At 69.2% G+C, this 17,978-nt stretch carries 20 protein-coding genes; 10 read left to right on the top strand and 10 right to left on the bottom strand.

What is annotated here, in order from left to right; all coding sequences use genetic code 11:
* Positions 1-21: 21 nt before the first annotated feature.
* The 5 genes from chrA to ACQP2T_RS28220 all read right to left on the bottom strand — a co-directional run bounded on the left by chrA (position 22) and on the right by ACQP2T_RS28220 (position 4,264).
* On the bottom strand, positions 22-1,194 hold the full coding sequence (gene chrA, locus ACQP2T_RS28240) for a chromate efflux transporter (RefSeq protein WP_433519071.1): 1,173 nt from the start codon (positions 1,192-1,194) through the stop codon (positions 22-24).
* Positions 1,191-1,877: a TVP38/TMEM64 family protein gene (locus tag ACQP2T_RS28235; protein ID WP_433519070.1), complete on the bottom strand. Its 687-nt coding sequence runs from the start codon at positions 1,875-1,877 to the stop codon at positions 1,191-1,193. Before ACQP2T_RS28235 ends, chrA begins: the two co-directional genes overlap by 4 nt.
* A gap of 17 nt (positions 1,878-1,894) precedes the next feature.
* Positions 1,895-2,287, bottom strand: coding sequence for a VOC family protein (locus ACQP2T_RS28230; RefSeq protein WP_433519069.1), 393 nt, complete (start codon positions 2,285-2,287; stop codon positions 1,895-1,897).
* Between the two features lie 64 nt (positions 2,288-2,351).
* Entirely contained in the window at positions 2,352-3,077 is a 726-nt protein-coding gene (locus ACQP2T_RS28225; RefSeq protein ID WP_433519068.1) for an ArsR family transcriptional regulator, read from the bottom strand.
* A gap of 38 nt (positions 3,078-3,115) precedes the next feature.
* Positions 3,116-4,264: an FAD-dependent monooxygenase gene (locus ACQP2T_RS28220; protein ID WP_433519067.1), complete on the bottom strand. Its 1,149-nt coding sequence runs from the start codon at positions 4,262-4,264 to the stop codon at positions 3,116-3,118.
* Positions 4,265-4,326: 62 nt separating this feature from the next.
* Between ACQP2T_RS28220 and ACQP2T_RS28215 the strand changes: the two genes are divergently transcribed.
* Positions 4,327-4,914, top strand: a complete 588-nt coding sequence (locus ACQP2T_RS28215) for a TetR/AcrR family transcriptional regulator (protein ID WP_433519066.1) — start codon at positions 4,327-4,329, stop codon at positions 4,912-4,914.
* A 9-nt stretch (positions 4,915-4,923) separates the two neighbouring features.
* Here ACQP2T_RS28215 and ACQP2T_RS28210 read toward each other — a convergent pair whose 3' ends face one another.
* The 3 genes from ACQP2T_RS28210 to ACQP2T_RS28200 all read right to left on the bottom strand — a co-directional run bounded on the left by ACQP2T_RS28210 (position 4,924) and on the right by ACQP2T_RS28200 (position 7,927).
* The gene (locus ACQP2T_RS28210; protein WP_433519065.1) at positions 4,924-5,988 is read right to left on the bottom strand and encodes a serine/threonine protein phosphatase; all 1,065 of its coding nucleotides are present in this window, start codon (positions 5,986-5,988) and stop codon (positions 4,924-4,926) included.
* A 139-nt stretch (positions 5,989-6,127) separates the two neighbouring features.
* Positions 6,128-7,303, bottom strand: coding sequence for a winged helix DNA-binding domain-containing protein (locus ACQP2T_RS28205; RefSeq protein WP_433519064.1), 1,176 nt, complete (start codon positions 7,301-7,303; stop codon positions 6,128-6,130).
* A gap of 6 nt (positions 7,304-7,309) precedes the next feature.
* Positions 7,310-7,927 (bottom strand): DinB family protein, encoded by a 618-nt coding sequence (locus ACQP2T_RS28200; protein ID WP_433519063.1) that lies wholly within the window; start codon positions 7,925-7,927, stop codon positions 7,310-7,312.
* Positions 7,928-7,988: 61 nt separating this feature from the next.
* On the opposite strand from ACQP2T_RS28200, the gene ACQP2T_RS28195 reads away from it, so the two are divergent.
* Both ACQP2T_RS28195 and ACQP2T_RS28190 read left to right on the top strand, forming a co-directional pair.
* Complete coding sequence (locus ACQP2T_RS28195) at positions 7,989-8,993, top strand: helix-turn-helix transcriptional regulator (protein WP_433519062.1); 1,005 nt, start codon at positions 7,989-7,991, stop codon at positions 8,991-8,993.
* Between the two features lie 114 nt (positions 8,994-9,107).
* Positions 9,108-9,413, top strand: coding sequence for a hypothetical protein (locus ACQP2T_RS28190; protein ID WP_433519061.1), 306 nt, complete (start codon positions 9,108-9,110; stop codon positions 9,411-9,413).
* A 33-nt stretch (positions 9,414-9,446) separates the two neighbouring features.
* Here the strand turns inward: ACQP2T_RS28190 and ACQP2T_RS28185 are convergent, their stop codons facing one another.
* Both ACQP2T_RS28185 and ACQP2T_RS28180 read right to left on the bottom strand, forming a co-directional pair.
* The gene (locus tag ACQP2T_RS28185; RefSeq protein ID WP_433519060.1) at positions 9,447-10,724 is read right to left on the bottom strand and encodes a tyrosine-type recombinase/integrase; all 1,278 of its coding nucleotides are present in this window, start codon (positions 10,722-10,724) and stop codon (positions 9,447-9,449) included.
* A 23-nt stretch (positions 10,725-10,747) separates the two neighbouring features.
* The gene (locus ACQP2T_RS28180) at positions 10,748-11,953 is read right to left on the bottom strand and encodes a helix-turn-helix domain-containing protein (RefSeq protein ID WP_433519059.1); all 1,206 of its coding nucleotides are present in this window, start codon (positions 11,951-11,953) and stop codon (positions 10,748-10,750) included.
* Positions 11,954-12,265: 312 nt separating this feature from the next.
* On the opposite strand from ACQP2T_RS28180, the gene ACQP2T_RS28175 reads away from it, so the two are divergent.
* The 7 genes from ACQP2T_RS28175 (at position 12,266) to ACQP2T_RS28145 (ending at position 17,607) form a co-directional block, all read left to right on the top strand.
* On the top strand, positions 12,266-12,535 hold the full coding sequence (locus tag ACQP2T_RS28175; RefSeq protein ID WP_433519058.1) for a helix-turn-helix transcriptional regulator: 270 nt from the start codon (positions 12,266-12,268) through the stop codon (positions 12,533-12,535).
* A 250-nt stretch (positions 12,536-12,785) separates the two neighbouring features.
* Positions 12,786-15,335 (top strand): AAA family ATPase, encoded by a 2,550-nt coding sequence (locus ACQP2T_RS28170; RefSeq protein ID WP_433519057.1) that lies wholly within the window; start codon positions 12,786-12,788, stop codon positions 15,333-15,335.
* Between the two features lie 18 nt (positions 15,336-15,353).
* Entirely contained in the window at positions 15,354-15,827 is a 474-nt protein-coding gene (locus tag ACQP2T_RS28165; protein ID WP_433519056.1) for a DUF6009 family protein, read from the top strand.
* Positions 15,824-16,225 carry a hypothetical protein gene (locus tag ACQP2T_RS28160; RefSeq protein ID WP_433519055.1) on the top strand — a complete coding sequence of 134 codons (402 nt, stop codon included), beginning with the start codon at positions 15,824-15,826 and terminating at the stop codon, positions 16,223-16,225. The genes ACQP2T_RS28165 and ACQP2T_RS28160 overlap by 4 nt, the downstream gene beginning before the upstream one ends.
* A complete protein-coding gene (locus tag ACQP2T_RS28155) occupies positions 16,222-16,419 on the top strand; it encodes a hypothetical protein (protein WP_433519054.1) in 198 nt (65 codons plus the stop codon). The genes ACQP2T_RS28160 and ACQP2T_RS28155 overlap by 4 nt, the downstream gene beginning before the upstream one ends.
* On the top strand, positions 16,416-16,658 hold the full coding sequence (locus tag ACQP2T_RS28150; RefSeq protein ID WP_433519053.1) for a hypothetical protein: 243 nt from the start codon (positions 16,416-16,418) through the stop codon (positions 16,656-16,658). The genes ACQP2T_RS28155 and ACQP2T_RS28150 overlap by 4 nt, the downstream gene beginning before the upstream one ends.
* 88 nt (positions 16,659-16,746) lie before the next feature.
* A complete protein-coding gene (locus tag ACQP2T_RS28145) occupies positions 16,747-17,607 on the top strand; it encodes a hypothetical protein (protein WP_433519052.1) in 861 nt (286 codons plus the stop codon).
* Positions 17,608-17,978: the final 371 nt, after the last annotated feature.

The raw sequence follows: 17,978 nt of genomic DNA, 5'->3' as shown, positions 1-17,978 counted from the left end.
TCGGCGGGGCGAGGCCGGGAGTCAGAACAGCAGGGCGTGCGCGATTCCGATGGCGGCACCGCCGGCGATGAACCAGGCGTTGTTGAGCCGCGTCTTCCACAACAGGACGAGCGTGACCACGGCGATGACCACGGTGAGCGGGTCGATGATCGCGGTCCGGCCCAGCTCGTAGGACACCCCGGCCATGAGGGCGAGGGCGGCGGCGTTGAGGCCATCGAGCAGGGCGGAGGTCCACTCGCTGGAGCGGAGCTTGTCGGTGAGTTTGGTGAGCAGGCCGACGAAGACGAACGAGGGCAGGAAGATGGCCACGGTGGCCAGGAACGCGCCCAGCGGCCCGGCGATCATGTAGCCGACGAAGGTGGCCGTGGTGAACACCGGACCGGGGGTGACCTGGCCGATCGACACGGCGTCGACGAGCTGCTGATTGGTGATCCAGCCGAGCCGGTCGACGAAGTCGCCGCGCAGGAAGGCCAGCAGCACGTAGCCGCTGCCGTACAGCACTGAACCGATCTTCAGCATGGTGACGAACAGCTGAAGCAGCTGGCCGCCGGTGGGGTCACCGAACACCGGCAACCCGCCGAACGTCAGCATCGGCGCGGCGAGCACCCCGTGGGCCGCGCCCCGGCCCGGCGGCCGGCGCAGGGCTCGGGCCATGGCGGCCAGCGCCGCCCCGGCCGCCAGTACCAGCAGTTCGTTGACGCCCAGCAGGTACGCGGCCAGCGCGGCGACCGCCAGCACGCCCAGCCAGACGGTCTTGACCACGGTGCGCAGCAGGCCGAACAGCGCGTGGGCGATGATCGCGATCACCGCCGGGACGATGCCGTACAACAGGCCCTCGGCCGCCGGTGTGCTGCCGTAGGTGACGTACGCCCAGGCCAGGGCCGTGACCATCAGCGCGGCCGGGAGGATGAAGCACACCCCGGCGGCGATCAGGCCGCGCCACCGGGCCCGGTCGTAACCGAGGTGGATGGCCAGTTCGGTGGAGTTGGGGCCGGGGATGAGGTTGGTGGCGCCCATCAGGTCCACGAACCGCTGGTCGCTGACCCAGCCGCGGCGGCGAACCAGTTCGTCGCGCATCATCGCGGTGTGCGCCGCCGGGCCGCCGAAGGCGATGATGCCCAGCTTGAGGAACACCAGCGTCACCTCACGCAGCCGACGCCGGGCCGCCATCGGGTCCTGCTCGTCCTGGCTCACTTGGACCCGGCCGGATCTTCCGCGTCCGGCTGCTCGACGCCGAGCCGCCCATCGACCAGCAGCCCGGCCAGTCCGATCGCACCGCAGATCACGGTGACGACGACCAGCGCGGGATCGGTACGCCCGGTGAGCGCGTCACCGAGAAGGACGACCGCGATCGTACCGGGAGCCACACCGACGGCCGTGGCGACCAGGAAGGGCACGAGCCGGACCGACGACACGCCCGCACAGTAGTTGACCAGCGGAAAGGGAACCGGCCCGATCAGCCGCAGCGACCCGACGGCGAGCCAGCCACGACGGGCGAGGCGCCGGTTGACCGCCGCGACCGCCGGATGGGTCAACCGCGCGGCGACCGCGTCGCGACCGATCGCGCGTACGAGCAGAAAGGCCAGCGCCGCGCTCACCGTGGTCGCGGAGATCGCGATGGCGATGCCAGTGACCGGCTCGAACAGGAGTCCGGCACCGAGGGAGAACGGTGAGCGCGGGAAGACGATGGTTACCAGCGCATGCGTGACGAAGAACATGAGGGGGAACCACGGACCGGCGGCCCGTGCCCAGTCGCGGATCTGTTGGGCGTCCGGATACGGGAGGAACAGCGCGATCGTCACGAACGCCGCGAGAAGCACCACGACCCCGATCAGCTTCGGACTGCGGAGCCATCGCGCACGGCGGCGTATCAACATGGAAGGTGCTTTCAGTCTTACGCGGAGCTCGAGGCGGGCTGGAACAGCTCGATGAGGTTACCAGCGGGATCAGCCAGCAGGATCTGGCGCCCGCCGGGGCCGGACACCGGCTCGCTTCTGAAGGTCAGTCCAGCGGCGCGGAGCCGGTCGATCTCGGCGTCGAGGTCGTCGACGATGAGGTGGATGCGGTTGCGGCCGGCGGTGGCGGCGTCATCGGGCGTGGCGCGGGCGCCGGAGGAGGTCGGGCCGGACAGGAGCAGCCGCAGCGGGCCGCGCCTGACGTCGGCGAAGGCGGGCGAGGCGTCGAAGGCGACGCTGAAGCCGAGGTGGGTGGTGTAGAAGTCGACAGCCGCCCGCACGTCGTCGTTGAGATAGCGGACGCTGGCCAGTTCGGTCGGTGAGGTCGTCATGGTCAGGTCTCCTTGTCGTGTTCATCTTCACGAAAGTTCATGATCACGGAAGCGTTGTGCGTGCTTACAGAGGCAGGAATCTGATGCGGGTATCGAGCTCCTTCGCGACCCGCCGGAATTCCGGGTAGGTCGCGCTGTCGGTGTCGGCGGCATCGGACGGGTTGGGCAGACTCCAATGCGTCGTGGCGGCCGATCCGTGGTCGCGAGGAACCTCGCGGATCTTGTCGCACAACGTGATCACGTAGTCGAAGCGCCGCCCCGCGACCGCGTCCAGCGACTGCGGCCGCCGGGGTTCGAGGTCGATGCCGTAATCCTCGCGCAGGACCCGCACCGTGTTCGGATGCAGCCGCGGTGCGGGATGGCTGCCCGCGCTCGTGACCTCGACGCCGTCGACGCGGCGCCGCAGCAGCGCCTCGGCCATCGGGGAACGCGCGCTGTTGCCGGTGCACAGGAACAACACCGAGCCGCCCTTCGACCGCCCACGGTCCCCAGGCGCCAGCGCCGGATGCAGGGCGGTGGCGGCGTCGCCGAACGCGGTTACGCAGCCCGCCAGATCGAGGTGGTAGTAGCTGTCGCGGCCGTCGAAGCTGCTGCGCCGCGCGACGACCAGCCCCGCCGTACGCAGCAGGCCCAGGTGGTACGACACCAGGTTCTGCGGCTCGTCGACGGCGGCGACCAGTTCCCGTACGCGGCGGTCACTGGATGCCAGTTCGGTCATCAGCGCCCAGCGCAGCGGGTGCGCCGCCATGCGCATGAGCAGCGGAACCGGCACGCGATCGGACGTCGTCACGTACTCCAAAATACATCAAAATGGTTTGATGTGACTTCTCAGGCGCGCCAGAGGGCGGCGAGCTGCCGGGTGGCCAGCCGGGACGGTACAGCGCGGAGCAGTGCGTCGCGCAGCCAGGCGGCGGCGCCGGTCTGGGAGGTCAGCCGCGACTGCCGCGACGCCGCCCGCATGATGCCGTTGGCCCTGGGCCTGCGCTCGGCGTCGTAGCGCAGGAGCCGCTGGGCGACGTCGGCCGCTTCGGCGCCGGTCAGGTGGCGGGTCAGCGCGGCCGCGTCTTCGAAGGCCTGGCTGGCGCCCTGGCCGAGATCGGGTGACATGGCGTGCGCGGCGTCGCCGAGGAGTGCGATCCGGTCGGCCGCGTACGAGGGCAGGGGTTCGGCCAGGCAGGCGATCGGGTCGACATAGATGTCGGCGGACGGGGTGGCCTCGATCACTGCCGTGACGAGGGGGTGCCAGTCGGCCATCAGGGACAGCATCTGCCCGCGTGCCTCGCTCGCGCCGGGCGGCGGCGTGCCGTTCAGGAGGGAGTCGGTGAACCAGTACAGGCGGTCCTCACCGACGGGGAACAGGCCGAACATCGCCCCGCTGCGACGGTCGACCAGCTGGCTGGCGAGTAGTTCCGGCGCCACGCCAGGAGGGCGGGGCAGCATGCCGCGCAGGTCCAACCGGCCGGTCCGCCGCAGCCCGGGGTGGCCGGGGAAAAGCTGTCCGCGCAGCTTGCTGCCGATACCGTCGGCCGCGATCACCGCGTCCGCTTTCATGACGGGGCTACCGTCGCTGATCACGGTCACCCCGGTGGAGTCCGGTTCCAGGCGCTCGACCAGGGTCATGGTGCGCACCAGCCCGGAGGGCAGCGGAGCGCGTAACGCCCGGTGCAGTTCCGCTCGTTCGATCATGGCGGGCGTCCCGACCTCCTGCTGAGCTCGGACCGCATCGGTCACCAGCAGCGGCCGGCCGCGCCAGTCTCGCAACCCCGCGCGGGTGGCACCCATGACGTGCCCGCGAACGTCGTCAGCCAGCCCCAGCACTTCCAGCGCGCGGAGCCCGTTGGGCATGACCACGATCCCGGTGCCCGCCTCCCGGAGCTCCGCGCCGCGTTCGAAGAGCGTCACCTCCTGGCCCAGGCGATGCAGCCCTACCGCCGCCGCCACTCCCCCGAGCCCGGCACCGACCACCGCGATTCTCATGGGACCCCCCCTTAGCTCATTCACTACGATCGTACTAGTACAGTCATTGGTAACATAGGGGCATGCCGCCCACCAATCCGGCCCGTCGCCGAGCCCTGACCGATGCCGCCATCGAGCTGCTGGCGTCCTCGGGCGTACATGGGCTGACCCACCGCGCGGTGGAGAAGCAGGCGGACCTGCCACCAGGAACGGCGTCCAACTACTTCCGCAGCCGCGAAGCACTGCTGGTGGCCGCCGCCGAGCGCATCGTCGAACTGCATCACGCCGACACCGACCAGGCCATCGACCGGGCCACCGAGCAACCCACGACGCTGGTCGACCTGTGGACGCAATCGCTGCTCACAGCCGCGACCACCCTGCGCGAGCGCTATCTGGCGATCTTCGAACTGCAGATGGAGGCCGCGCGCCGGCCGGTGCTCTCCTCGGCGCTCGCGAGCCTGCAGGACACGGCGTCGCTGCTCACCGCCGGCTACCACGACAAGCTCGGCCTCACCATCCCGCGCGAGAGGATCCCGGCCCTGATCGCGCTCTACGGGGGTGCGCTGTTCACCCTGGTCACCGCGCCGCCGGGGATGGTCAGCAGGGAGGCTGTCCAGAACGTGGTCGAGGTCATGGTGCACGGCTGCGCCGCAACGGAGGACCGGCGATGAGGCGGTCGCTCAGCGCGGCGCGCTCAGGGCGCGCTCGACCTTCTCGGCCGGGTACGGCGTCGTGCGATCGACGCCGAACAGTTCCCAGTAGAAGTCGTTCATGACCGCCGCGACAGGTGCGTACCGGCGGATCACCCCGGCGACGGCCGGCGGAGCGCCGGCGGGGTCCGCACCGGCCGCGCACGCGCGGATGTAGGCGTTGCGCCGCACGGGCCCGCCCACTCGCGGCACCGCCACCCCGCAGATGTTGGTGACGAGCCAGTTGACCAGCTGCATCAGCGCGTAACCCGTGTCATGCGTCGCGTTGCGGGCCAGAAATCCACTCTCGCCGGCGGACAGGTCGAACCGAGGGGAGGTCGCCAGCCCGAAGTCGGCGATGTACAGGCGTCGGCCGTCGGTCAGGACGTTGCCGAAGTGGGCGTCGAAGTGCGTCAACCCACGGGCGTTCATGAACGCCACATCGGCCGGCAGGCGTGACCCGACCATGGCGCATGCCGCCACCGCGGCGTCCTGGCCGGCGGCGACCTGTGCGGCGAGCCAGTCATGGAGGTTGAACGGGATGAACTCCTGGAAGAGCACGACGCTGGCGGTGGCTCGCGCGAGGGCGTCCAGGCGTCGCCGTACCGCCGACGAGCCGTCCCAGTATCGGACGGCGGCCTCGACGTCGGCGTGCTCCTCGGTGGGCGGGGGCGCTCCCGGCAGCACCCGCCAGTGGTACAGCAATGGGAAGGCCGCGCTGTGCCCGGCCAGTACCCAGGTGGTCGTCATGACGTTGGCGGCGAGTTCGCGCCAGGCGCCGAAGCCCGGCGAGCCGACTCCGTACTGGCAGAACGGGGGCAGCCCGAACAGGTTCGCCGTGGACATCATGTTGTCCGCCTGGCGCTCCACGTCGGTCAGCGGCACCCGCTTCGCGAAGACCGGCACGCCGTCGACGTCCAATGACGCGGAGGTGCCACCTATCCCCGAGCCCAGACCCCGCGCCTGCCGCAGCGACTCGGCGAGTTGCCGGTCACTGCGCGACGCCAGCGCGCTCGCCACAGCGCTGTATCTGCCGAGACGCTCACCTTGGGACATGTCCGGCTGTGCACCGCGCGGCTCCAGCGGGTGGCCTCCTTCATGATCGGCTCGTCTGGTCAGACGCTACACCCGCGCGCTGCCTGTGCCCTCTTCCCGGATTTCGGTGCTCAAGGGAAGCAGCTCGCGGGTGTGGCGGTCAGCGGGGAGACGCGTCGATCTGTACGCGGTCGCTCTCGCCGTCGGACAGGAACGCCGCCAGCTCCTGCCCCTGCTCGGCGACCTCGGCTCGGTCGGCTCGGGAGAAGCCACCCAGCGGGGTGACGATCACGGTGCCCGCCTGGACGTTCCAGGTCGCGGCGACCCGGCCGTCGACCAGAACGACGCGAGCCCCGGCGACCGACAGGAGGCGGTGGGCGTCGTCGATGATCCGGCCGCGGTCGTGGTAACCGAGGATCGCGTTGTCGAACGCCGGCAGGAACCGTACCGGGGCGGGTGTGTCCGGGTCGGGGCGTGGCGCGTCGGGGAGGTCCAGCAGGACCCGGCCGCGCTCGTCCCGGAAGGTGACCAGCTTCTCCCGTATCGCGGCCACCGCGGCCGGCAGTCCGGCCAGGCCGCACCAGGCGCGCAGGTCGGCCGAGGAGGCCGGACCGAACGCGGCCAGATAGCGCCGCACCAGCACCTCACCGACCGGATCAGAGCCGACCCGATCAGAGCCGTTCGGATCGGAGCCGACCCGATTCGAGCCGACCGGATCGGCGCCGTTCGGATCGGCGCCGTTCCCGGCCGGTGGGTCGATCTCGCGCCCCAACCAGGAGGAGAGCAGGACGTTGCGCACTCCCGCCCTCGCCCGCCACACCCCACGTGGCGGCAGCTGCGCCATCGGGACGAGCGCGGCGACCAGCATCTCGCCCAGGGCCCGCGGCCCCGGCTCCGGCCAGCGTTCGGCCAGCGCCCGCGCGAGCTCGCTCATCGAGCGCGGCTCGTCGTCGGCCATCACCGCCCGTCCTGCCGCCGCGAGCTCGTCGAGATCCACCCCGTTGAGCTCGCGGCGATAGGTCCCGAGTACGCGTTGACGCAGCATGGCGTCATGGCGCCCCCGCCAGGCCAGGACGTCGTCGGCGGTCAGGAGGTGGACGGTGCGGCGCATGAGGTGGGTACGCACCACGCCCCGCCCGATGAGCAGGTCCGAGAGCGCCGCCGGGTCGAACGCCCGCAACCGCGACCAGAGCCCGACGAACGGTTCCTGCGGCTCCTGCGCCTGCAGGCCGCACAGGTGCGCGACGGCGTCGAGCACCGGAACGTCGGCGCGATCGAGCAACAGCTGCCGGGCGAGCGTCGCGCGGTTGAGCGCCCGGGTGTCGAGAACGGTCATCGCCGCTCAGGTCGACTTCTGACCGTCGAGCGTTTCGCGCAGGATGTCGGCGTGCCCGGCGTGCTGGGAGGTCTCGGCGATGACGTGCATCAGCACCCCGCGCACGCTGCGCGCCTCGCCCGGCTCGTGCCAGGGTGCCTCCGGTAGCGGCTGCGTCGCCGACAGGTCGGGGACGGCGGCGACGATCTCCGCGGTGCGGGCGGCGACCTGCTCGTAACGCTTGAGGATCCCGGCCAGCGTGTCGCCGGGCAGCATCTGGAAGTCGTTCTGGTGGTCGATCATCCACTGCGGGAACTCGCGTGCGGTTCCGGCCGCGATGTCGGCCCAGGTGACGCCCTCGGGCAGGCCGTACGTCATCGCCGACGGGCCGTCGACCACGAAGCGCAGCCACGTCTCCTCCATGGACGCGACGTGCTTGACCAGCCCGCCAAGGCACAGCTCGCTGACCGTCGGGCGCTCGCCCAGTTGCTCGTCGCCGAGCCCGCGGACGGCGTTGGTCACGGCGGATCGCGCGTTCGCGATCGCGGCGAGCAGGTCGCTCCGCTCGGCGTCGAGGGTCGCGGGGGGCGTGGTGGTGGCGGTCACGGCGTTCGGGCCCTTCGAGTCGTTGTCGTTGTCTGGCATGCGACAACAGTCGCAGAGGAAGCGGACAGGGAGTGTCCTCTTCTCCGGGCAAAATGAGGTCATGCCGAAGACTTCCGCGCGACTGCTGTCGTTGCTCTCGCTGCTCCAGACGCGCCGGGAGTGGCCGGGGGCGCTGCTGGCCGAGCGGCTGGAGGTCAGCCCGCGCACCGTGCGCCGCGACGTCGACCGACTGCGTGAGCTCGGCTATCCCATCCTGGCCTTCAAGGGGCCCGACGGCGGCTATCGGCTCGACGCCGGCGCGGAACTGCCCCCGTTGCTGTTCGACGACGAGCAGGCCGTCGCTCTGGCCATCGCGCTCCAGACCGCCGCCACCTCCAGTGGGGCGGGCATCGAGGAAGCCGCGGCCCGCGCGCTGAACACCGTCCGGCAGGTCATGCCCACACGGCTGCGCCACCGGATCGACACCCTCCAGATCACCGCCGTCGAGCGGCCGGCGCACCGACCGGGCCCGCAGGTCGACAGCGGTGTTCTCATGGCGATCAGCGCCGCCGTCCACGCCCGGGAGGTGCTGCGCTTCGACTACCCACCCGGTGTGGACGACGACGGTAGGCCGACTCCGCCGCGCCGGGCGCAGCCCCATCATCTCGTCACGTGGGGCGGGCGCTGGTACCTCGTCGCCTGGGACCTCGACCGCGAGGATTGGCGCACCTTCCGCGCCGATCGGATCACCCCGCGCACCCCTACAGGGCCCCGCTTCACCCCGCGCGAGCTGCCCGGAGGCGACCTGGTGGCCTTCGTGACCAGCAAGTTCCGGGGCGTCGACGGCGCCGGCAACTGGCCCTGTCGCGGCGAGGTGATCCTCGACCTGCCCGCCGCCGCCGTCTCCCGCTTCGCTCACAACGGAGTCGTCGAGGAGCTCGGCCCGGACCGCTGCCGGCTCGTCGTGGGCTCGTGGTCCTGGACCGACCTGGCCGCCGTCCTCGGCAGGTTCGACGCCGACATCGAGGTCGTCGGCCCGGCCGAGCTCAAGGACGCCTTCGCGCGCCTGGCCCGCCGCTACTCCGGCGCGGCGAGCGACGCACTCGCCCCGCCGGGTACAGAGTGATTGAGCAGGAGCCGTCCGCGAAGTGTTCACCTTCCCCTTGGCATTCTTTGCCTTGATTTGACCTGAGATGAGCGGCGACCATGACCATGTCTGTCACCCCCCGAAGGAGGCCTCGTGCACACACAGCCGCGCCCCCGCCCTTCCTGGCCGGTACGACTGACCGTCGTCCTCGCCGCCATCACCTCCCTCGTCGGCCTGGTCGGCATCACCCCGGCCAACGCCACGGTCTACAACTCCTGCACCATCTCCCGCTGCGCCGACGCACGCTCGGCCAACTCGATCTGGGCTTCCAAGAACTACCCCACCAGCAGCGGCTGGTACGCCTGGACGGACGGCAGGTACAACTACACCGGCGGGCGCTTCTACAACCGGGAAGGCCAGCTCCCCAGCGGCGCCACCTACTATGAGTACGACGTGTAGTCCTTGGGGATATCCAAAGAGCTGCGAAAACGCTTAAACGATCACGCTGTGGGCCGTCTCGGGGCCGTCAGCCGCAGATTCGCGCCGCATCCGCGACGCGTCAATGGCCCTCCTCATTCGCTCCTCCGACTTCGGCATCAGATGCGCGTACGTCTTCAGAAGCAGCGCGCCGCCGTCCGCGTGGCCCAGCCAGTCAGCCACCGCCTTGACGCTCTCGCCCTCCGTCAACAGCACGCTGGCGAAGTAGTGGCGCAGCATGTGCATCCCGTGCTCCCGGTAGGCGTGGCCGCGCCTCTCCCCCGGCCCCAGCGGCGGCACGACCCCCACCTGTTCGAGGGCCCGCTGCCACACCGTTAAGAACGTCGCCGGGTGCACCGGCCGGCCCAGGGTGTTGACGAAGAACAGCCGAACCGTGGTCGACCTGCCATCCGGCTTCCCCCACGGCAGCGTCACCTCGACCGGCGGGAACAACCGCATGTGCTCGGCCAGGGCCACCTTGACGCTCTCGGCCAAGGGGACATCCCGCGGCTTGCCGCTCTTCGGCGGCGCGAACACCAGACCGCCGCCCTGCCTGAGCAGCTTCAACTGGCGCTTGACGTGCACGACGCCCGGAAGCCAGTCGATGTCGTCAGGGCTGAACCCGAAGATCTCGCCCTGCCGCAGGCCCACCCCTGAGCCGGCGTCCACGGTGACCTGGTAGCGGTCCGGCAGCGCGCCGGACACGCCGAACAACTGGTCGGCCGTCCACGGCACGAGCGTCTTCGGCTCGACCTTCGGCAGCTTGACCGTCTTCGACTTGAGCGGGTTCTTGACGATCAGCTCGTCGTCGATCGCCACCGAGAACGCCAGGCCGACGTACGCCATGATGACCTCGATGTACGACGGCGCCAGCCCGGCCGCCTCCAAGCTCCTCACGAGATGCTGGACCAGGCTCGGCCGACGCGACAGTAGCCCGATCTCCTTCGAGCCGATCACCGGATAGACGTGCTTCGCCAGGCGTTCCTGCATCAGGGCGCGAGTGGTGACATCAAGGGTGCGGTTCTTGATGACCTCCTCGGCCTGGCGCTGGAAAGTCACCTTCCCTGCGTTCGGGTCGATGTAGGTGCCGCGCAGCAGGTCGGCCTCGACCTCCTTCTTCCGGTCATCCGCGGCCGTCTTCTTCGCGAACGACTCGTTCTTCTCCCTGCCGCCCACGTCGTAGCGCAGCCGCCAGCGCTTCCCCCGGCCGTAACGGTCCGGATGCCGCTCGAGGACCGGCTTACCGTCGTCGCCTAAAACGACCCTGCCGTCCGGGCCGCGCCCCTTCCGCATCCATCGGTCCTCAACGTGCGCCATCAGTCCCCTCCAGGCTCCTGCTTCTGCGTCGTGGTCGGATTCCGCAACCAGTCGGCGGCCACCTGCGCCTGCTGGGCCAGCTCGCGCAACGCGGTAGGCATCTGTTTCATGGCTTTCTGGTAATCCCAATTGTGCTCTTGCAGGGTGCGGATCACCATCATGGAGCCGAGCAGCGCGAAGTCGACGTGCACCGCCTGTTCCATGATGTCCCGCGCCGTCACCGGCGCATCCTCTTCGCCGCGCAACGTGAGCCGAACGTGCCGCATGCCCGCGCCCTCGATCACTTTCCAGTCATGAAGGTGGCCGGTGCGCAGCAGGTCCTGCACCTCTTTTGGCAGCTGGGCGAACGCCTGCGCGGCCGCGCTGTCGGTCCGGATCGCGGCCAGCTCTCGCCGCGCTTCCTCGGCGTGCTGGTGCTCAATCGCGGCGTTACGCTCGGCCAGCATCTGGCGCTCCTCGGCCACGGCGAGCTTCTCTCGGAGCTCCTCAACCTCAGCCTTCGGGATCGGCACCCTACCCGTCGGCTTGTACGTCGCGAACGAGGTGGCTTTGCGAACCTCCTCCGGCAGTGCCTGCCACTCCCTCATGGCGAGTTCGCCCTCGCGCCGGCTCCTCTCTTTGGCCTCCGGCCCGAACCGACTCTCGAAGTCGGCCAGGTCGAAGCGTGCCAGCAGCGCATCATCCGTCGGCTCGCCGGCACGAAGATGCGGCACGACAAAGGTCTGCAAGCTCGTGAGCGCTTCCCGCTGCGCCTGCTCCATCCGGTCCTGCCAGACATCCGCGTCGGCCATACCGGTCTCTGGCAGCTGTCCCAGCGAACTCCAGGTGTCGACATAGGCCCGGTACGTCCGCGCAGCCAGCGCGGCCTTGAGCTCGTCCGTCTTCCGGATCTGTGTCACCAGTTCGATCAGACGCCCGACCATCTGGGGGGTGAGAGCCTCGTAGTACGCCACCTCTGCGCGCCCCTCAACGACGGCGCAGCCGAGCGCAGCCATGATGGACGCCACCGTTGCAGGTTCCGGCACAGGACCGCTGTGCCCCTTCTCCACGTTGATCAACGTGGTGCGGGACACGTCAGCGGCAAAGGCGGTGTCCTTCTGTGACGCCTTGGCCAGCCCGCGCCGGTAGCGGATGATCTCCCAGTACCGATCGAGAAGTCCCTGGCCTGCGTCTTCTGGGTGCCCAACCTCGGGTTGCTCGCTCATTGAACTCTCCTGCCCACTGGAGTTTTGTCATGCGACACTCTATGTCCAATGAAGTCCAACGACAACAGGTCGGCGGGCCGCAACTTTGCCCACGGGCACAGCGAGCTGGGGAAACACTTAATGTCCAGCGCCGTATTCGTGGGATAGTGATGGACTTCGCGTGACCAATGCTGCTAGAGTTTGACCTAGCAAAAGGCCACGGATCCCCGCGACGAAAGCGGGCCCGGGGAATGGTTGCACCCATCCCGCCAGGCCCCATGCGCATACCCCATGTCCAACGCTTGCCAACGAGTACAAAGGATGTCGCGCATCATGCACAGTAGCAGCACCGACACCCGCAAGTCCCCGACCTCCCGCAGGTCCGCGCAGGCCAACGCCGCGCCCGACCGCGCGGACGACACCCTCCTCACCTTCCCCGACGAGGTGTGCGCGCTCACCCGCATGGAAGAGGCCACCCTGCGCTACAAGCGCCACCGCGGCGAAGCCGAGTTCCTGTTCAAGATGGGCAAGCGACTGTACGCGTGGAAGAGCGACTGCATCGCCTACATCGAGGCGCACCGGCTCGCCGACCAGCAGGACTAACCCCACCCGTCACCACCGTCGACCTGTCTGTGGGCAAGCAGGCCGACACCCAGAACCCCTACGACGGGCGGGGATCTGCGCACCGCGCAAACCCTCGGGCACACCCTTCAGCGCTACCGACAAGGACGCTGGCCCGGCTCCTGCCCGCCTCCCGGAACCTCAGGAGAGGCGCAACCACGATGACCCCCGAACAGGACGAGCAGCCAAAGCCGCACGCACCCCTCACCGCCGACCCGCGGAGGCGAGGCTGATGGGAACAGGCAGCGGCCTGTCCGCGAACAGCGACGCCGTCCAAATCTGGCTGACCTGCCTCTATGCCAACGCGCCCGGCTACATCAGCATCTGCAGCGACGGCGACCGGTGGAAGGGGCGCCGCTTCACCACCGACGAGAACGGCATCCAGGCCGCCGTTGACTACGTGCTGAAGCTCGACAAAGGCAAGCCGCTCGGCATCTACGCGCAGAGCACCACCCTGCGCGACCACCCCAAAACCGGGCGAGGCGGCGAAAGCCTGGCCTACGCACTCACACACCTCTGGGCCGACGGCGACTACGGCACCATCGGCCACAAGCCCGGCCAGGACGACCTGCCACACCCGCCCGACTCCGACGCCGTCCGCAAGGTCGTCGCCGAATCCCGGCTACCCGAGCCGACCATCTGGGCCAGCACCGGCGGCGGCTTCAACCCGATCTGGCTGATCGACCAGCCGCACCTCATCACCAATGAGGATGAACGGGCCCGCGCCAAGGAACTCACCTTGAGCTGGCAGGCCATCCTCGCCGCACAGGCGTACCTGCACGGCTGGTGCTGGGACCTGGAAGTCGGCAACCTCGACCGGCTGATGAAGGTGCCCGGCACGGTCAACCGCAAGAACGACTTGGAACGAGCCACCTGGATGGAGGAGACCAAAGAGCAGCAGATTTACACCCTCGACCAGCTGGCCACCGTCGCAGCCGAACTCCTGCCGGAGGCGCGCGACCTGCTCGTGCAGGCGGACCAGGAGAAGCGCGAGCGCAAGATGGCGCGTGAAGGGCGTACGGCCGTGCCGACGCCGCGGCCCCGGCCAATCCAAAACGGCCACCACAACGGCGATGACGGACCGTACACCGTGCTGGCCGAGCACCTCACGTTCTTCGACGTGCTCACCGACGCGGGCGCCACCTATCTGGGCGTTCACAGCGACGGCCGCCACAAGTGGCACCGGCCCACCATCGGCGGCGACGCGCCCAGCAGCGAGTTCAGCCTGCTGCACGACGACCACGTGGCCGTCAACTTCTCCACCCGTTGGGGCATCCCCGTCGGCGCCCAACCGTCAGGACAGAAGCTGACCGTCCCCAGCCTGTGGTCGTGGTGCAACTACAACGACGGCAAGGCGGGCGCCGCCGACATCATGCGCGCGGCGGCCGGCCGGGACAGCGCAGGCCCGGCCGCGCGTCTGCCCGTCGCCCTGCTGGGCGAGGTGAGGCAGCGCTGCCTCACCTCGCCGAACGGCAACGGCGCCACCCCGCCCCCGCCGCCTCCTGCTGACGGCGGCAACCAGGCCGACCCTGCGGGCATGGACCTGCGCACCCCGCCGATGGCGTCCTGTTCGGTGTGCGGTGAGCAGAGATGCGACTGCTGGCCGCAGGAGAACCCGCGACCCGACCTCGACCAGCAGGTGCAGGCGCTCCTCGGCGAACTGCTGGAAACCGACGACCTCGACAACATCCCCAGCCTGGAACCGCTCGTCACTGACGTGCTGTTCCTCGACACCGTAACGAGGATGTACGGGCCGTCCGGCACCATGAAGTCCTTCATCACCCTCAGCCTCGCGGCAGCCGTCGGCACCGGCACCCCCTGGCATGGCCGCAAAGTCCGGCAGGCCAACGTCGTCTACATCGTCGCCGAGGGCGTCAAGGGCATGCGCAAACGCGTACGCGCCTGGGAGCAATACCACGGTGTCGTGATGACCGGGGTGAAGTTCCTGCCCCGGCCCGTCCAAGTCAAGTCCCCTGAGTGGGCTGTGCTCATCGAGGCGTGCCGACGGCTGGAAGCATCGCTCATCATCATCGACACGCAGGCCCGGGTCACGGTCGGCGTCAACGAGAACGACAACACCGAGATGGGCGTGGTTGTCGACCTGATGGAACGCATGCGGGCCGCCACGGGGGCGTGCGTGCTGGTCGTCCACCACAGCGGCCACGCAGACGCTGAGCGGGGCCGAGGGGCGTCCGCCATGAAGGGCGCCATGCAGACCGAGCTCGGCGTCACCCGTAAGGGAAAGGGCCTCGCCGACACCCGCATCACACTCGCGACCGGCAAGCAGAAAGACGACGACGAACTGTCTGACCAGGTGTTCCGGATGAGGCGGGTCGAGCTCGCCGGCGAGGCGAAAGAGGATGGCTCGCCTGTCACGAGCGTCGTGCTGGTGCCTGACACGGAGGAGTACGCGGAAACGGCCGCCGGTAACTGGCTGGTGGAGAAGCTCGAGCTTGAGGGGATACCCGCCGACTGGGGCAATCGGAAGATCCGAGAGGAGTGCAAGCGGCTCAACATCTCGGCGGGAAGCGAGGCAATCGCCGAAGCGGTCAGAGTGCGCAAAAGTAGGGCAAATTGGGTTTCCGGAGATGAGCGGAAACGTGTAGACAGCCTACGTTTCCAGCAAGATCCGGAACGGAACGACGTTTCCCCAGGTCAAACGTTACCCGGAAACGTTGCGGAAACGTTTGGAACGGGCACCGCCGACGACGTTTCCCCGTTCCCCGTCCCTAAGGACGGGGAAACGTTGGCAGCCTCGCCGGAAATTGACCCCCACCTATAAGCCGCGAAGGAGATCAACATGCAGACCCCGAAGCACCAAGGCGGGCCGCTCGAGACCCCCGACCCTGCGCCCGCGTCCATGAAGGACCCCACCTGGGACCCCGACATGTACGAAGACCCCCGCATGGACGAAGCCCTCGCCCGTGAAATCGACATCGTCTGGACCGAGGACATCGCCCACCTCGACTACGTGCGCCAGAGCGCCGTCATCGCCCACACCCGGAAAGGACACACCCGCTGCCCGGCCTGGCACGAAGGCCGCACCGTCGGCTACGGCGTGCTCGACCCGTCCACGAAACGAGACTGGCCGCTCGGCTTCCTCCGCCGCGTCTTCTGGGTCAAGCCCCACGACCGATCCGAGCAGCCCGACGGTATCTACGCCCACGACTGCCCCGCCGAGGCCGTGGACCCGCGCACCGTCGCCCCGGCCGTCGAGGGCTACGTCACCGTCCGCGCCCGCGGATGCGCCACCTCAGGGAAGGACACGCAATGATCGCCGCAACCCCCGGCACCACCGCCCACTACAACGCCCGATACGGCGACACCGAGCGGCCCGTGCTCGCGTGGAGCACCAGCGGCGCCCCGCTCGTCTTCAGCACCTACAAGAACAAGCTGGTCCCCGCCAACGAATACCCCGGCTTCGAGCGCATCGGCACCTCGGCCGACCCGACGCCCACCCACGTCGTCCCCGGCCAGGGCTGGCGCATTGAGTACGTCGTCGACGGCGAGGTCATCACCTCATCCCCCGTCGTCGCTTTCACCGTCGACGCCCGCGGCATCGCCACCCCGCTCGCGCAGGAAGAGCCCGGCTGCACCGTGTGGGCCGTGACCGGCCTCGACGGTGAGAAAGTCCGGCTCGTCCCGCCCCACCAGGGAGCAGCCCCGCAATGACCGCCACCGCCACCGAGGGCGTCGCGATTCGCGACACCCCCCGCCTCCGCCGCTGCCGCATGCGCAAGTCGCTCGACGACCCGTGCCCCAACCCCGCCCTGTCCGAAGACCCCAAGGACATCGCCATCTGCGTTCGCCACGCCGCCCAGGTGATGCAGCTCATCGCCGACCAGACAAGAAAGGCCCGATCATGACCATCTTTCTCAACATCCTGAGCTACTTCAGCATCAGCGTCAGCGCCGTCTCCGCGCTCATCGGCGCGCTGCTCATCCGCATCCGCCACCTCAAGCGGGCGCTCGCCACCTCCGAGGCCCGTTTCGACGAGCTCCACAAGCGGAGCATCGACGACACCTACGCCGCCGCCGCCCGCCTCGACGCCCTCGCCGACCGGGCTCGGAACTCCGCCGACAACAGCCAGCAGAAGACCGCGTGAAGTGGCCGCCCCTGCTGATACCAGGGGCGGCCACGCCGCCACCCTCCCACACCACCACCCCGTACAGCAGCTCCCAGGAGGGAACCCTGTGGCCAGAATCGCCTGCCCCGTCACCTGGTGCGACCGGCTCATGCCCGCGTCCCGGCGCGTCTGCGCCGCATGCCACGTCAGCTTCGAACGCGACCTCGGCGACGTGCCCAGCCTCGCCCACCACCTGCAGCTCGCGCTCGCCCGACAGGTCCGCATCGGCGACGGCGGCGGCCCCCGCGGCACCGAACGTCCCCTACCGTTCGACCAGCGGGCAGGAGAAGCCGCCACCCTCCTCCACACCACCGCGGCCGCGTGGGTCAACAGCCTGCGAGCCGGCGTCACAGTCATGGACGGCCCCGTGTGCGCGGGCGGCTGCACACACCCCACCTGCCTGTACATCACCCTGTCCACCGACCCGGGCCCCAGCACCGCCGGCCAAGCACGATGGCTACTCCGCCATCTCCGGGTGATGCTCGGCAGGGACAGCGCAGCGCAGGCCGTCGAGCAACTCACCGAAGCGATTCGGCAAGCCCGGCATACCATCGACCGTCCGCTTGAGCAGGTGTACGCAGGCCCGTGCGACCTGTGCGGCGCCGACATGTACGCCCGGCCCGGCGCATCAAGGGTGACCTGCCCGACGTGCGTGGACGGGCAAGGCCAGCGCGTCGGCTACGGGGTTCAGCAGCGACGGGAATGGATGCTCGCCGAGATCGAGGAGATGCGGCTGTCCGCACCCGACATCTGCCGAGCGCTGACCACGCTGGTGCGACCCATTCAGCCCGCGCTGCTGTACACGTGGGTGAAGCGGCGCCGCCTCACCCCTGTCGGGCTCGACGTGCACGGGCGCGCCCTGTTCCGGGTGGGCGACGTTACCGCCCTGATGGAAGGTTCCACCCGCGCGACGAGCGTCCCGGTTTAGGCGGCCATGTCCGCTCGCCTGTGCTGATCAGCACAGATAGTTGCGGATTAAAGCTTCGAGGTGACATGCTCTGAGCATCTACTCTGCGAGACGTATCGGAAGGGCCTGGCACACGCCGGGCCCTTCCGCTGTTCCTGGGGTGATGCGGTGTGCGTAGTCGTAGGCATCGTGCTGGTCGCCCCTATCGCAGAGCACGAGCCCAGATGTTCACCATCTACGGCACGACCTGCCATCTCTGCCTGCATCACGGGGCAGGCGAGGCTGACCACCTGATACCGATCAGCATCGACGCTGACCAGCCCGTCGACCCTCACGCGATGAGGCCAGCGCACGGAGCCAACGCCCCATGCCCCGTATGTGGTCGCAAGTGC

This window comes from Nonomuraea sp. CA-143628, from assembly GCF_050942315.1.
Lineage (GTDB): Bacteria > Actinomycetota > Actinomycetes > Streptosporangiales > Streptosporangiaceae > Nonomuraea.
The sequence above is the reverse complement of the archived record's forward strand: the minus strand, read 5'-3'. Positions and strand labels throughout refer to the sequence as shown.